The 13,963-nt window shown below is 68.2% G+C and carries 14 protein-coding genes and 1 pseudogene; 3 read left to right on the top strand and 12 right to left on the bottom strand.

The window, feature by feature from the left end:
* Position 1: 1 nt before the first annotated feature.
* Genes B1818_RS07000 through B1818_RS06990 form a run of 3 tightly spaced genes read right to left on the bottom strand, consistent with a single transcriptional unit; the run spans position 2 to position 2,588 of the window.
* Complete coding sequence (locus B1818_RS07000) at positions 2–1,231, bottom strand: winged helix-turn-helix domain-containing protein (protein WP_078112289.1); 1,230 nt, start codon at positions 1,229–1,231, stop codon at positions 2–4.
* Positions 1,231–1,758, bottom strand: a complete 528-nt coding sequence (locus B1818_RS06995; protein ID WP_065628934.1) for a dihydrofolate reductase — start codon at positions 1,756–1,758, stop codon at positions 1,231–1,233. Before B1818_RS06995 ends, B1818_RS07000 begins: the two co-directional genes overlap by 1 nt.
* Positions 1,755–2,588, bottom strand: a complete 834-nt coding sequence (locus tag B1818_RS06990) for a thymidylate synthase (RefSeq protein WP_078112288.1) — start codon at positions 2,586–2,588, stop codon at positions 1,755–1,757. Before B1818_RS06990 ends, B1818_RS06995 begins: the two co-directional genes overlap by 4 nt.
* Positions 2,589–2,696: 108 nt before the next feature.
* On the opposite strand from B1818_RS06990, the gene B1818_RS06985 reads away from it, so the two are divergent.
* Positions 2,697–3,071, top strand: coding sequence for an HNH endonuclease (locus tag B1818_RS06985; protein WP_078112287.1), 375 nt, complete (start codon positions 2,697–2,699; stop codon positions 3,069–3,071).
* Between the two features lie 97 nt (positions 3,072–3,168).
* Here the strand turns inward: B1818_RS06985 and B1818_RS06980 are convergent, their stop codons facing one another.
* The 7 genes and pseudogenes from B1818_RS06980 to B1818_RS06950 all read right to left on the bottom strand — a co-directional run bounded on the left by B1818_RS06980 (position 3,169) and on the right by B1818_RS06950 (position 9,527).
* The gene (locus tag B1818_RS06980) at positions 3,169–4,206 is read right to left on the bottom strand and encodes a TrkA family potassium uptake protein (protein WP_058250165.1); all 1,038 of its coding nucleotides are present in this window, start codon (positions 4,204–4,206) and stop codon (positions 3,169–3,171) included.
* A gap of 22 nt (positions 4,207–4,228) precedes the next feature.
* Positions 4,229–5,554, bottom strand: coding sequence for a Na+/H+ antiporter NhaA (gene nhaA, locus B1818_RS06975; protein WP_058250164.1), 1,326 nt, complete (start codon positions 5,552–5,554; stop codon positions 4,229–4,231).
* Between the two features lie 130 nt (positions 5,555–5,684).
* Positions 5,685–7,078, bottom strand: a pseudogene (locus tag B1818_RS06970) (HNH endonuclease).
* A 148-nt stretch (positions 7,079–7,226) separates the two neighbouring features.
* Positions 7,227–7,682, bottom strand: coding sequence for a flavodoxin family protein (locus B1818_RS06965; RefSeq protein WP_078112286.1), 456 nt, complete (start codon positions 7,680–7,682; stop codon positions 7,227–7,229).
* A 4-nt stretch (positions 7,683–7,686) separates the two neighbouring features.
* Positions 7,687–8,226: a hypothetical protein gene (locus tag B1818_RS06960; protein ID WP_065628941.1), complete on the bottom strand. Its 540-nt coding sequence runs from the start codon at positions 8,224–8,226 to the stop codon at positions 7,687–7,689.
* 2 nt (positions 8,227–8,228) lie between these two features.
* Positions 8,229–8,978, bottom strand: coding sequence for a 4-hydroxy-tetrahydrodipicolinate reductase (gene dapB, locus B1818_RS06955; RefSeq protein WP_078112443.1), 750 nt, complete (start codon positions 8,976–8,978; stop codon positions 8,229–8,231).
* A 66-nt stretch (positions 8,979–9,044) separates the two neighbouring features.
* The gene (locus tag B1818_RS06950; RefSeq protein ID WP_058250145.1) at positions 9,045–9,527 is read right to left on the bottom strand and encodes an Lrp/AsnC family transcriptional regulator; all 483 of its coding nucleotides are present in this window, start codon (positions 9,525–9,527) and stop codon (positions 9,045–9,047) included.
* Positions 9,528–9,673: 146 nt separating this feature from the next.
* On the opposite strand from B1818_RS06950, the gene ald reads away from it, so the two are divergent.
* Positions 9,674–10,789, top strand: coding sequence for an alanine dehydrogenase (gene ald / locus B1818_RS06945; RefSeq protein ID WP_078112285.1), 1,116 nt, complete (start codon positions 9,674–9,676; stop codon positions 10,787–10,789).
* Here the strand turns inward: ald and B1818_RS06940 are convergent, their stop codons facing one another.
* Together B1818_RS06940 and B1818_RS06935 are read right to left on the bottom strand one after the other, a co-directional pair.
* Complete coding sequence (locus B1818_RS06940; RefSeq protein WP_078112284.1) at positions 10,790–11,566, bottom strand: NRDE family protein; 777 nt, start codon at positions 11,564–11,566, stop codon at positions 10,790–10,792. It lies immediately after the preceding gene.
* Positions 11,567–11,572: 6 nt separating this feature from the next.
* A complete protein-coding gene (locus B1818_RS06935) occupies positions 11,573–13,054 on the bottom strand; it encodes a putative nucleotidyltransferase substrate binding domain-containing protein (protein WP_078112283.1) in 1,482 nt (493 codons plus the stop codon).
* A gap of 136 nt (positions 13,055–13,190) precedes the next feature.
* Between B1818_RS06935 and B1818_RS06930 the strand changes: the two genes are divergently transcribed.
* Positions 13,191–13,931 (top strand): hypothetical protein, encoded by a 741-nt coding sequence (locus B1818_RS06930; protein WP_078112282.1) that lies wholly within the window; start codon positions 13,191–13,193, stop codon positions 13,929–13,931.
* The last annotated feature ends 32 nt before the right edge of the window (positions 13,932–13,963 follow it).

Below are 13,963 nucleotides of genomic sequence, written 5' to 3'. Positions count from 1 at the left end.
GTCACGCGACGTGCAGCACCCGTTGCAGGTCGGGCGCCAGGTCGCCGCGTCCGGACACGACGACTTCGTCGAGGTCCTGCCAGCCGGCGAAGCTCCGCAGATCCGCGGACAGCCGTTCGGCGACGAGGCCTCGGGAACGACCCGGCTCGCAGTATGCCCCGAGCACCTGCAGGGTGCGGTTCTTGCGGTCGGCCTTCAGGTCCACGCGCGCGGCGATGTCGGTGCCCAGCAGATACGGCAGCACGTAATAGCCGTGCACGCGTTTGTGTTCGGGCACATAGATCTCGATGCGGTAGTGGAAGTCGAAGAGTCGTTCGGCGCGGGGGCGGAAGAACACGAGCGGGTCGAACGGCGACAGGATCGCCGAGGCGTCGACGCGCCGCGGAATCACTGCGCCGGCGGCCAGGTAGGCCGGGTCGCGCCAGCCGTCCACGGAGATCTCCTGCAGCCCACCGTCCTCGACGAGTTCGGCGACCGCCGGCCGCGCGTCGGCCGGCCGGAGCCGGTAGTAGTCGGCCAGATCGGCCACGGTGGCGACACCGAGCGCCTGGGCGGCACGGCTGACGAGTTCACTGTGCGCCTGCCCACGGTCGGGTCGCAGCGCGACGATGTCCGCGCCGACGATCCGTTCGGTGAGGTCGTAGTGCCGCACGAAGTTCCCGTTGCGGACCGCCGACAGGTCACCGGCGGCGAACATGGCCTCGCACAGGTGCTTGACCTCACCGCGCTGCCACCAGCTCCCGGCTGCACCGGGTTCACGTTCGATGCCCAGTTCCGCTTCGATGGCACGGGGCGTGGTCGCGCCGACCGCCTCGATCACGGCCCGGATGTCGCCGACCAGAGAACGGTTGCGACGCATCACGTCTCGCGTGTGCCGATACCGACCGTCGGCGAAGTCGTCCATCCGCCATCGGAAGAGGGGCCAGTCGGGTACCGGGATCAGCGCCGCTTCGTGGGCCCAGTACTCGACGAGTAGCCGCCGACCGCGCCCGGGCTGCCACGCGGCGCGGTGCAACAGGTCGGGATCGTAGGCACCCAGGCGAGAGAACAGCGGCATGAAGTGCGCACGCGCGGCAATGTTGACCGAGTCCATCTGCAGCAGCCGCGTCCGGCCGACGACGCGCTTCAGGTGTGCCATGGTGGGCGCGGCGGCGGGCCGGCGGTCGGTGAAACCCTGTGCGGCGAGCGCGATTCGACGCGCCTGCGCGATCGAGAGACGATCCGGCGCCATCAGCCCTGCCGAGCGCGCCGATAGTCGACGAAGCGGTACCCGATGCCGCTCGTCGAGGTCTGCCACTCACCGCGATGTGCCAAAGCCCACTCGTCGGTGATCTCCGGGGCGAACGCGTCGGCGCCGTCGACCTCGACGTCGATCTCCGTGACACACAGTTCGGTGGCGAATTCCATTGCCAAGCGGTAGATCTCGCCGCCGCCGATGATTCCGACCCGTTCGCCACCGGCCAGCTCGAGCGCCTCGGCGACCGATCCCGCGACCGACGCGCCGTCGGCCGACCAGCTCGCGTCGCGGGTGACGACCACATTGGCGCGACCGGGCAGCGGCCGAAATCGCGGCGGCAGCGAATCCCATGTCTTGCGGCCCATGACAACCGGGTGCCCGACCGTCAGTTCCTTGAACCGCGCCACATCTTCGGGGACCCGCCACGGGATCGTGTTGTCCCGGCCGATCGCCCCGCCGCGTCCCTGTGCCCACACCAGGCGCACCTCACGCGAGCCCTCCCCCGCGAGGTCGGACGTCACACCGCCACCGGGGCTTTGATCCCGGGATGGGACCGGTAGTCGACGATGGCGATGTCGTCGTACTCGTAGTCGAAGATCGAATCCCGTTTGCGCAGTTCGAGTTTCGGGTACGGGTACGGGTCGCGAGACAGTTGCAACGTCACCTGCTCGACGTGGTTGTCGTAGATGTGGCAGTCGCCGCCGGTCCACACGAACTCGCCGACCTCGAGGCCCGCCTGCTGGGCCATCATGTGCGTCAGCAGCGCATACGACGCGATGTTGAACGGTACTCCCAGGAACAGGTCGGCGCTGCGCTGGTACAGCTGGCACGACAGTTTGCCGTCGGCGACGTAGAACTGAAAGAACGCGTGGCAGGGCGGCAGTGCCATCTGCGGGATCTCCCCCACGTTCCATGCGGACACGATGTTCCGGCGCGAATCGGGGTTGGTCTTGAGCAGGTCGAGGGCGGCCGCGATCTGGTCGATGTGCTCGCCGGACGGTGTCGGCCAGCTCCGCCATTGCACGCCGTAGACGGGTCCGAGTTCACCGTTCTCGTCGGCCCACTCATCCCAGATCGAGACCCCGCGCTCCTGCAGCCATCGGACGTTGGAGTCGCCGCGCAGGAACCAAAGCAACTCGTAGACGATCGACTTCAGATGCACCTTCTTGGTGGTGATCAGCGGGAAACCCTCGGCGAGGTCGTAGCGCAATTGCCTGCCGAAGAGGCTGCGCGTCCCGGTGCCGGTGCGGTCGGCCTTTGGTGTCCCGGTCTCCATGACGAGGCTCAGCAGGTCCTCGTACGGAGTCGGGATGGTCCCGGTCGATGACATGTCGCGGATGGCCGTGCTCACGGGTGCCAGTCTAGGCAAAGCAGTAGTCGCACCGCCGGGCGCACGACACGGCCCCGACTCGGCCTGTGACGGCTGTGACACGTGTGATCCGAGCGGTAGGCTCCTCCCGTGGCCACCCGCAGCACCACCCGCGCCAATCGGTACGCGAAGCGTCGTCGCAAGCGTGTTGCCGCCCGCGACAACGACCTCACCGACGCCCAGTGGCTCGCGCTGCAGGAGGCCTGGGGTGGGTGCGCGTATTGCGGCGCGGTGGGCGTCGCCCTCCAGCGCGACTGCATGCTGGCCATCTCCCGCGGCGGCCGGTACACCGTCGCCAACGTCGTGCCGTGCTGCGGTTCGTGCAATGCGAGCAAGTGCAACTCCGAGGTCACGACGTGGATGCGGCGGAAGAAGCTGGACGAGAAGGCGTTCCTGGTCCGGCAATTCGAGGTGAGCAGCGCGCTCGCCGCCGCCGTCGACCCGGCCGCCGGCGAGGACGAGTGATCAGCCGGCTCGCGCTGCGCGTCGTACTCGTCCGGGTGAGGACCGGTGACGACATCAAACGTCGGATCACGCCGCGGTTCTCACCGAGTCACCGCGGTCACTGCGCCGAGTTGCGGGCGATGATCAGTTTGTCCGTGCTGCGCAGCGGTCCCGGCGATTCGAGGGTGCGACTCAGCGTGCCGTCACGGACGATCCCGATCACGTCGTCCGGCAGGTCCTGCGGCTCTCGTCCGATCTCGCCGGAGGTGACGGCGCGCTCGCGGATGGCCAGTCCGGTGGCCGGGGTGAGCAGATCCTCGATGACGTCGACGACGTGCGGAGTCCGTGTCGCGATGCCCATGAGCCGCCCGGCGGTCGCTGCCGAGACGACGACCGAGTCCGCTCCGGATCTCCGTAACAGGGCGGCGTTGTCCGCATCACGGGCCGCGGTGACGATTCTCGCGGAGGGGTTGAGTTGCCGTGCGGTCAGCGTGATGAGGACCGCGGTGGCGTCTCGGTGGGCACCGATCAACACGGTGCGCGCGTCGTCGACCTTGGCAAGGGCCAGCACCTCCCGCCGTGTGGCGTCACCTCGTACGGCCACCACGCCGAGCGCTTCGGCCGCCTCGAGCGGTTCCGGTTCCGAGTCGACCACGACGATCTGCGATCGGTCGACACCGGCATCGAGCAGCGCGTGGGCGGCGCTGCGTCCCTTTGTGCCGAAACCGACGATGACATGGTGGTCACGGAGCTGCTGCCGCCACCGCTGGATACGCAAGGCCTGCCGGGAACGCTCCGTCAGGACCTCGAGGGTGGTCCCGATCAGCACGACCAGGAACAACACCCGGAGCGGCGTGATCACGAAGACGTTGATGGCCCGGGCCTCGGCGGTGATCGGCGCGATGTCGCCGTAACCGGTCGTCGACAGTGACACCGTGACGTAGTAGAAGCTGTCGAGCAGCGTGAGCGGTTCGTCCGTGGAGTTGGTGTACCCGTCTCGGTCGAGGTAGACCACGAACGCGGCGATGCAGATGACGGTGACCGCGATGGCAACCCGCCGTCCGATGGCGCGCAACGGGTTCTGCGCGCGCTCGGGGACGGTGATCACGCCGACCGCGAGGTTCTCCTCGCCCTTGGGCCGCCGGCTCAGGAACATGCCCTTCCCCCAGTTTGCGCTCTCACCGTTCTTGTTGTTGATACACGTCCGGGATGCCGTCGTGGTCGTCGTCGCGCATCTCCTCTTCGGCGATCCTTCGATAGTGCCGGTTGCGCATCCGCAAGATCACCGCTGCGGCCGAGGCGGCGGTCAGCGAGCCGACCAGGACACCGATCTTGACGTACTCGGCGCGTTGGGAGTCCGGGTCATACGCCAGGTCCCCGATGAGCAGGGAGACCGTGAACCCGATGCCGGCGAGCATCGCGACACCGGTGACGTCGATCCATCGGATGCTGGCGTCGAGGGTGGCCCGCGTGAACCTGGCCAGCATTGCGGTGGTGCCGACTATGCCGGCCGTCTTGCCGGCCACCAGACCGAAGATGATGCCCAGCGCAACAGGACTGGTGAGCGCCTCGCCCAGCCCGCTCAATCCGCCGATCGTGACGCCGGCGGCGAAGAAGGCGAACACCGGGATGGCGAAGCCGGCCGAGATGGGTCGGATTCTGTGTTCGAAATGCTCTGCCAGGCAATGCCGGGTATCAGTCTGGTCGCTCTCGGTCCGACGGAGCACCGGGACCGTGAAGCCGAGGATGACGCCGGCGACGGTGGCGTGGACGCCGGACTCATGGACGAACGCCCACGTGAGCGCGGCCAGTGGCAGCAGGAGCCACCACGAAGTGATCCGCCGCTGCACGAGGAGGGCGAACGCCGCGAGTGGGATCAGGGCCAGGGCCAGCGCGGTGCCGTTGATGGAGTCGGTGTAGAACACCGCGATCACCGTGATGGCCAGCAGGTCGTCCACGACGGCCAGGGTGAGCAGGAAGGTACGCAGTGCGGCGGGCAGATGCGTCGAGATCACGGCCAGCACCGCGACCGCGAAGGCGATGTCGGTGGCGGTGGGAATGGCCCAGCCCTGCACGGCTCCATCCCCCGCCCGCATGGTGATCGCGACGAAGATGAGTGCGGGAACAGCCATTCCACCGACCGCCGCGGCGATGGGCAGCGCGGCCCGCGCGGGGTCGCGGAGGTCGCCGGCGACGAACTCGCGTTTCAGCTCCAGTCCGACGACGAAGAAGAAGATGGCGAGCAGACCGTCCGCCGCCCAGGTGGCCAGGGAGAGATCAAGGTGCAGACCGAGCGCGTCGGACCCCACATGGATGTCACCGAGGCCGAAGTAGGCGGCCGACCATGGCGAGTTGGCCCATACAAGGGCTACGACCGCGGCGACGAGCAGCAGCATGCCGCCGATGGTTTCGCGCCGGAAGATGTCGGCGATGCGGGAAGCTTCGGGCCAGGAGCCGCGCGAGAAGAGCGTCGGGGTGGCCCGACGTGAGTCGGTGTCAGTCATGGTGCGTACGGAGTCCTTCGTCGGGTGGGCTACGTACGCGTCGTGGCCGCCCCCTCGTGCAGGGCTCACCGTCAACGCGCAGCCGACCAGACTTCCCGGCACACCGCGTGTCAGTCTAACAGCTAGGCGCCTACGCGGCCCTCTGCACGGCGGGATCGGAGCGAGTTGCGTTGCGTGCCTTCCACTCCCACACGGCGTAGAGCACCTCGGTGGTGTAACCCAGGTCCATCCGACCACCGCCGACCGGGATGGTCGCGTCTGCGTCTATCCGGGCGTTCGGCCGCCACCCAACCGGTCTCTCGGTTGGGGGCGCCGCCTCGATCTCCGAACCGTCCGGACGATGAAAGGTGAACCGTTGCTCACCATGTGCGGTGATCGAGAACTCACCCCGATGCAACGACCGATGACACGACCCACACAACAAGATCAGATTGTCCGGATCCGTCCGCCCACCCGCCGACCAGAACACCACGTGATGGGCATGCAGATGACGCGTCCGACCACACCCCGGCACCTGACAACACCGATCCCGCACGAACAACGCCCGCACCAACGCCTTGTTCGGCGCCCGCTTCCGACGCCCCACCCCCAACAACGCCAACTTTCCCGGCCGCCCAGGCATTCCGCGGCTCACCACATCCCGCGTCGACGCCCCGCACCGGGCTTCGTCCACCTCGACCTCCGACAATGCCGGACCGTCATCGAGATGAGCATGCTCCACCCCGTCACCGGCATGGATCAGGATCTCCGCACCCGGTGCGAGATCGGGCATCGCGATCCCCTCGTGCACCATGTCGGCCATCGCCACCACCGCCGGCGCCACATTCGACGGCACCTGCCGCCACAGATCCCGCCGCCGCGACGGAACCACCTCCGAATCCTCAGGTGCCGAACCGGCTTCAGTGTTCCGCGGAACACTCTTCACCGTAGGTAGATCCGGGTCATCGCAGGTCCGGGTGCGTTCATACTCCGCCCGCACCGACCCCGCCAGGAACCGCGCCCCATCCAACGGACTCAACCGCAACGACACCGACAACGACCCATCCGCATTCCACTTCCACCGCCCGGTCGACTCCACCGGCGGCCGGCGTTCGTCTTCGACGCCACGGTTGCGGTCGATCTGGCCCATCGCCCGTACCGCCCGATCCAACTGAGACGCCGTCGTCGACAACGCCAGATTCACCAATTCCGCCTCACGCTCCGGCGTAGCCACCCGTGTCAGGGCGCGGACCTTCGAATACGACAACCGGCCTTCGCCAAAGGCCCTGCGGATCACCGGCAACTCCCGTATCGCCTTGGCGACCCTCAACTGCTCATGCGCCGTTCGCGGTGCGATGCCGGCTTTCACGACAACCAGTGCGCCAGCGAGTGAATCCCCGGCCCCCGCCACGACTCCCGCTCGTTCAGTTCTGCCACCAGGTCAAGGAAATCCGCTGTCAGCGCAGTGATCTGCGCGGCATACCCCAGCACACGGCCCTCGAGCACCTCATCCGTCAGCGACGCCGGAGCCGCACCATCGAACATCGACGACGCATCTCCACCGCAACGAAAAGCACTGACCCCCAACGCAACCCCCTGAACCGAGCGAGAAGTACAGGAACAAGGTATCGCCAGGCACCGACAATTCCTCGAGCCTCAACCCGAGGTCACGAGTGTTCCGCGGAACACTCGTTCATCCCTCCATCAACCCCGCGGCCACCGTCGCACCCAGCTCCCAGCACGCTTCGCGATCGTCCTTGCTCGGCGCACCGGAGACGATGACGTACTCGGCGGCCTTGGTCCAGCCGAGGCCGGAGGTGATCGAATCGACCGCTCGCACAGCCCCTTCGGTGCCCTGGTTCCCATGCAGGTACAGCCCGAACGGCCGACCCTGAGTCGAGTCGAGGATCTGGTAGTAGCTCACGTCGAACGCGTGTTTCAGTGCGCCGCTGATGTATCCGAGGTTGGCGGGCGTGCCGAGGAGGTAACCGTCGGCGTCGAGGAAGTCGGAGGCGGTGACGGCGAGCGCCGCGCGTCGGATCACCTCGACGCCTTCGATCTCGGGGTCGGTAGCACCGGACACGACTGCCTCGAACATCTCCTGGCATGCCGGTGACGGGGTGTGGTGGACGATGAGCAGCCGGCTCATCGGACTACTGCTCCCGGCCGTGGTACTGGGCGACAGCCCGTTTCATCATCGAGCGGGCACGGGTGCGGTCGCCGGCGTAGTCGTAGGCACGGGCGATGCGGTAGGTGTTGCGCCAGTCGCTCGGGTCGGCCTCCCATTCGGCCTTCACCTGGGCGAAGAGTTCGTCGGCCGCGTCGCGCTCCATCCGGCCCGATGCGCGGTGCGGCAGGTTCGAGATGTCGAGTTCACGTCCCTCGTCGGCCATGATGGCGGCTAGTTTCTGGTGCTCGAGGCCCGCCCGCAGCGTCGCGTAGACCAGCCACGCCCCGATCAGCGGCAGCGCGATCACGCCCAGACCGAGACCGATCCCGGCGGCCGACCCGGAGGCGATCAGCTGGAAGCCACGCCATCCGAGCAGGACGAAGTACACGATGAGCGCCACGACGAGAAATGCGATCATCCAGACGATCGGACGGGAGTCCTTCTTCCGCGGGCCGAGTCGGGGTGCGCCGCCCTCGGTGTCGTCGTCGTGAGCTGGCTCGTTCGGCGGGCCGGAGGAGGTCATCGTCAGAGGTCCATCAGTTCTTCGAGCCCGATCGTGAGTCCCGGACGGCCGGCGATGCTGCGCACGCCCAGGAGCACTCCGGGGGCGAACGACGCCCGGTCGAGGGAGTCGTGCCGGATGGTGAGCGTCTCGCCTTCGGTGCCGAGCAGCACCTCCTGATGTGCCACGAGTCCCGCGAGGCGCACCGAGTGGACACGTACGTCGTCGACGACCGCGCCGCGGGCGCCGTCGAGTTCCTCGGTCGTGGCATCGGGACTGCGTCCGACACCGGCCTCGGCCCGCGCGCGCCCGATCAGCTCTGCCGTCCGATAGGCGGTTCCCGACGGCGCGTCGGCCTTGTGCGGGTGATGCAACTCGATGACCTCGACCGAGTCGTAGTACTTGGCGGCCTGGGAGGCGAAACGCATGGACAGCACTGCGCCGATCGCGAAGTTGGGTGCGATGAGGACGCCGACACCGGGGTTCTCCGACAACCAGCCGCGGACGGTGTCGAGGCGTTCCTCGGTGAATCCGGTGGTCCCGACGACGGCGTGAATTCCGTTGGCGATGAGGAACTTCAGGTTGTCCATGACCACATCGGGATGGGTGAAGTCGACGACGACCTGGGTCTCGGTGTCGGTGAAGAACTCGAGTGAGTCACCTTTGTCGACGCCCACGGTGTAGGTGAGGTCGTCGGCATTCTCGACCGCCGCGACGATCGCCTGCCCGACCTTGCCCTGGCTGCCCAGGACGCCCACCTTGATACCGCTCATGTCCACCTCTTCGTGTCGTGTCCTGCCGGCCGAGTCGCTGCCGGGCCAGTCTAGTGGCGTCTCTCCTCAGAAGATCGGGGCACCGCCGCGGCGGTGTTCGAACACCAGCGACGTGGTGGTTCCGGCGACCTCCGGCCGGCCGTTGAGTCGTTCGACGAACTGGCGCAGAGCCTCGGTGTCGGCGGCGGCGACATGCAGCAGGTAGTCGTCGGTGCCGGCGAGGAAGAACACGTCGATCACCTCGTCGTGGGTGGCGATCTCGCCGACGAAGCGCCGGATCTGACCGCGCGCGTCGGACTGCAGACTGACGGCGACCATGGCACGCAGCGGGCGCCCCAGCGCCGCCGGGTCGACGTCGGCGAAGAAGCCGCGGATGATGCCGAGGTCGACGAGCCGACGCAGTCGGCCGTGGCAGGTCGACGCGGCGATGCCGACGCGCTGCGCCAGTTCGCTGTTCGGCATCCGCGCATCGGACTGCAGCAGGCGGAGCAGCTCCCGGTCCGTCGCGTCGAGTTCACCGGCCCGAACATCCTTCGGTGTGGTGGCCATCGCACCCTCCGTCCTCACACGATCGTCGGCAGACCGAGCTGCACGAGAATATTCTTCCGCACGATTGTGTCATGGCCGATGTTCCTTCACTCTGAAAACAAGTTCATCGAGGAACGTTCAGGAGACCACAACCCGACGGAGTCATCATGCGCATCGGCATCCCCACCGAGATCAAGAATCACGAATACCGCGTGGCCATCACCCCCGCCGGCGTCGCCGAACTCCACCAGCGCGGCCACGACGTGATCGTCCAGGCCGGCGCGGGCGAGGGATCGGCCATTGCCGACAACGACTTCAAGGCCGCCGGTGCACAGATCTTGGGAACCGCCGCCGCGGTCTGGGAGCAGGCCGAACTACTGCTGAAGGTGAAGGAACCGATCGCCTCGGAGTTCGCGCTGATGCGTCGGGATCAGACGCTGTTCACCTACCTGCACCTGGCCGCCGGCAGGGCCTGCACCGACGCGTTGCTGGCGTCGGGCATCACCTCCATCGCCTACGAGATGGTCCGGACCGCCGACGGCGCGCTCCCGTTGCTGGCCCCGATGAGCGAGGTCGCCGGACGCCTCGCACCGCAGGTGGGTGCCTATCACCTGATGCGTTCGGCGGGCGGTCGGGGCGTACTCATGGGCGGCGTGCCGGGAACCGAGCCCGCCGACGTGGTCGTTCTCGGCGGTGGCGTCAGCGGCGTGAACGCGGCGCAGATCGCGCTCGGCATGGGCGCCCAGGTCACCGTCTTCGACATCGACATCGCCAAACTCCGCTCGATCGACGCCCGCTTCGGCGGCCGCGTCCACACCCGGTACAGCACGGCCCTGGCAGTCGAGGAGGCGGTCGTCGGTGCCGACCTCGTCATCGGGGCCGTCCTCGTGCCGGGTGCTAAGGCACCGGTCCTCGTCTCGAACAGCACGGTCGCCCAGATGAAGCCGGGCGCGGTGCTCGTCGACGTCGCGATCGACCAGGGCGGCTGCTTCGAGGACTCTCGACCCACCACCCACGACGACCCGACCTTCGCCGTCCACGACACAGTCTTCTACTGCGTCGCGAACATGCCCGGCAACGTCGCGCGTACGTCGACACAGGCGCTCACCGGTGCGACCCTCCCCTACGTCCTCCGGCTGGCCGATTCGGGACCGGAGCAGGCGTGCGCAGCCGACCCGGCACTCGCCTCGGGACTGAGCACGCGGCACGGTCAACTGTTCACCGCCGAGGTCGGCGCCGCACTCGACCTGGACGTGTCGCCAAACCCCCACGCGCACAACTGATCAGAACGTCAGCGTGGTGGTTCCGCGGCGTCGGCCCCGCCAACCGTAGCGGCGCTCGGTCATCGATCCGTGGCCGTCGTACCCGACGCGCAGCAGGGTCGATGCCCGGGTCCCGTACCCGGGGATGTTGATGAACATCGGCGACAACGCCGCCTCGGCCTGTGGCCCGACGCCGGTGTCGGGCAGACGCGTCGGGTCGGGCCGATCCTGGTCGGCCAGCATGGCGAAGTAGGACTCGTCCGCAGACCCAGCCGACCCGCCGCCGTCTGCCTCGACCAGCCCACTCAACGCCGCCGCACCGTCGACGACCTTCGGCCAGTCGTTGTCCAGGGCACCGTTCGAGAGACCGTGCACACCGTCGGCGACCCGCTCGGCGCGCGGTTCCGGCCAGTTGGTCATCCACCACAGCTCGTCCCGATCGGCGATGAGCAGATTCACCGGATCGTACGCGGCCGCATCGTCGAGGACCCGGTGGGCGTACACCTTCGGGTCGTCGTCGCCGATCAGATAGTCCACGGGAAGTTGTCCGCGCGAACGGATTCCGGCCCGTCGAGCCGGCCCGACACGGACGTTGGTGACCATGGCCACCCGGTCGGGGATCTCGGCCGAGACAGCCATCCACGTACCGCCGGCGACGGCGTCGCGACCGCCGAGGATCGGCAGGTCGTCCCAGTGCGACAGCGCGAAGGTGCGGCGACGGTGTTGCTCGTCCCGATTGGCGGCCACGATCAGCCGCTGAGTGGGGTGTGCGTTCCACGCAAAAAGGATCAGGCACATCGGGTTTCAGGTCACCTGCTCGGTTCCGGGGATGAGTCGGCTCATGGTCGACATGCGGCGCTGCACTCCGGCGATCTCGCGCACCGCCTGCCCGAGCAGGCTGCGGTCCAGCGGGGACAACTGCCTGACATCGAACCGATCGCCGGGCGGATCACCGTTGTCGAACTGTGCGACCTGATATCGCAGCCGAACGCGCTGCAGCACATCGAAGACCTCGATGAGCGTCGACGCCTGATCGGTCGGCAGCATCTCGCTGCCGGACGCCGCGCGCAGACGGCCGCGGGTGTCGACGTCGGTCGAACCCACACTGACCGCGGCCCACCGCGCGATGTTGACGAGCGGTGTCACCGCATGCCCCTTGATGTCGACGATGTTGCCCCGGCCGGTCAACACATCCCGCCGGGACCGCAGCCGGGCACGCGTCGAAAGGGTTTCGGCCAGCAGCAGATTCATCGTCCGGGGGTCACGCCGCAACCCGGTTATCATCGCGACCGCGGGCGTCGCCGACACCGCGTCGCGCCCACGGACCGGCCGGCCGTCGAGCATCAGCGATGTGAAGATCATGCCCTTGCCGGCGAGCGGATCATCGATCCACGCACGCGCCGCCGTCTGCCACTGCGTGTGGGTCCGCGCGAACAGCGGCTTCGACGCGACGGCGCCGTTGTCGTCGACCCGCAGTCCCGCGTTCCGCACCACCTCGTCGACCTCACCGAAGGCTGCCCGATAGCGTTCGATCTCGCCGCCGGCCGAATCGTCGAAGGAGACAGCCGAATCCACGTCCGAGCTCAGCACCGGCTCCCGACGTGCGTTGCTGCCCAGCGACAACCAGGTGAACGCTGCGGGGTCGAGTTCGGGGTGTGCGGTCAGGACGACATCGAGCGCGCGACCGACGACCGCGTCGACGATCATGGAAGCCGCGCGCGAGATCTCGTACGGCGGTCGGTCCCGGCGAACCTGATCGGCCACGAACTGCGGCAGCCTGCGCGCGTGCCCCTGCAGCTCCTCGACGTCGATCGAACGTCGGATCTGTTCGCGCAGCGGGATACCCGCACCGACGGGGTCGGCGACGAAATCCCCCGCCCCGACGACACCGATCACCTCGCCGTCGGCGCCACGGACGGGGACGATCGCCAGATCGCGGTCGACGAGCTCGGTCAGCACGTCCATCGACGCCGCACCGGCATCGACGACGAACGCCGGTTCCGTGACGATCTCCCCGACCGAGGTGTCGATGCTGCGGCCGGCCGCGACCACCTCGGCCCGGATGTCGCCGTCGGTCAGCACGCCGAAGCGCCGGTCCGGCAGCGGGATCACCACGTAGTCCTGTCCGCGCTCGGTCATCAGCGCGGCCGCCTGGCGGACGGTCATGTCGGCCCGGCCGATCACCGGTGCGGTGCGGAGCAGTTCCGCGACCGTGCTCGCCGCAGAGATCCCACCGGCGTCCCGACGCCGCGCCACCGTCAGCCTCGGCTTCTCGTCACCGGCCATGTCTGCAGAGTCTAGGCGGGCCCGGGGTCTCCGAAGACCGTCGGCCGGTCGAATGATTCGGAGTCCGGCCGGCACACCGCGAGGCCCGGGTTCGGCTCGAAGGGAGCAGACACCCTCTCGGAGCAAAGGACCCCCGATGATCAAGCCGCACGTCGCCGCCGCGACCACCCTGCTGGCCGCTCTGGCCGTGGCAATGGGCACGACCGCCCCCGCAGCCGCCATCACGCCCGAATACGCCGACACACTCACCGCCGGCCAGGGCATCCTGATCGGCGACGGCCTGTGTTCCATCGGCTTCTTCGGGACCAACGCCGACGGTGATCGCCTCGCCGTCACGGCCGGGCACTGCGCCGAGGGCGTCGGCGACGAGGTCACCACCACCGACGGCGAGACGATCGGTGAGGTCGTGGACTGGCAAGACGACGGCGGCACCCCCGACGGGTCGATCACGCTCGCCGATCCCCGCGGTTACACCGTCATCGCGATCGAGGACGACTGGGAGGTGGAACCCGTCTTCGCGACGGCGGCCGACCCCGAGGTCGGCGAACCGGTCGCCAAGACCGGCGAACGCACCGGCACGACCGTCGGCACCGTGACCGCCCTGCTGCATCAGGACGCCGCGCCCGAGCATCGGCTCGTCAACGCCGAACTCGTCGTCCTCGGCGGGGATTCGGGTTCACCGTGGTACCAGGAGACCCGTGGCGGACGGTATGTCCTCGTCGGGATCTCCTCGAGCGGCAACTTCGGCACGCAGAACCCCGACCAGGCGATCTCGACGGCCCAGACCATCGAAGGCCTCTACGAGCAGATCGCCGGATCCGGGTCGGCCTGGACCGACGGCTTCGAGATCAGCTTCGACACCGCCGACCGATCCTGACGCCGGCTTCCAGACGACACCGGGGCCCGCCG

Origin of the sequence: Gordonia sp. IITR100 (genome assembly GCF_002009645.1) — a bacterium.
GTDB classification, from domain to species: Bacteria; Actinomycetota; Actinomycetes; order Mycobacteriales; family Mycobacteriaceae; genus Gordonia; species Gordonia hongkongensis.
Note: the sequence above shows the minus strand (reverse complement) of the source record. Positions and strands in the feature narration are given on the sequence as shown.

Bases quoted from the DNA above. Each gene is read 5' to 3' on its own strand.
- B1818_RS06960 (WP_065628941.1), bottom strand. From the start codon at position 8,226: ATGACCTCCTCCGGCCCGCCGAACGAGCCAGCTCACGACGACGACACC.
- nhaA (WP_058250164.1), bottom strand. From the start codon at position 5,554: ATGACTGACACCGACTCACGTCGGGCCACCCCGACGCTCTTCTCGCGC.
- B1818_RS06935 (WP_078112283.1), bottom strand. From the start codon at position 13,054: ATGGCCGGTGACGAGAAGCCGAGGCTGACGGTGGCGCGGCGTCGGGAC.
- dapB (WP_078112443.1), bottom strand. From the start codon at position 8,978: ATGAGCGGTATCAAGGTGGGCGTCCTGGGCAGCCAGGGCAAGGTCGGG.
- B1818_RS07000 (WP_078112289.1), bottom strand. From the start codon at position 1,231: ATGGCGCCGGATCGTCTCTCGATCGCGCAGGCGCGTCGAATCGCGCTC.
- B1818_RS06965 (WP_078112286.1), bottom strand. From the start codon at position 7,682: ATGAGCCGGCTGCTCATCGTCCACCACACCCCGTCACCGGCATGCCAG.
- B1818_RS06980 (WP_058250165.1), bottom strand. From the start codon at position 4,206: ATGTTCCTGAGCCGGCGGCCCAAGGGCGAGGAGAACCTCGCGGTCGGC.
- B1818_RS06940 (WP_078112284.1), bottom strand. From the start codon at position 11,566: ATGTGCCTGATCCTTTTTGCGTGGAACGCACACCCCACTCAGCGGCTG.
- ald (WP_078112285.1), top strand. From the start codon at position 9,674: ATGCGCATCGGCATCCCCACCGAGATCAAGAATCACGAATACCGCGTG.
- B1818_RS06930 (WP_078112282.1), top strand. From the start codon at position 13,191: ATGATCAAGCCGCACGTCGCCGCCGCGACCACCCTGCTGGCCGCTCTG.
- B1818_RS06950 (WP_058250145.1), bottom strand. From the start codon at position 9,527: ATGGCCACCACACCGAAGGATGTTCGGGCCGGTGAACTCGACGCGACG.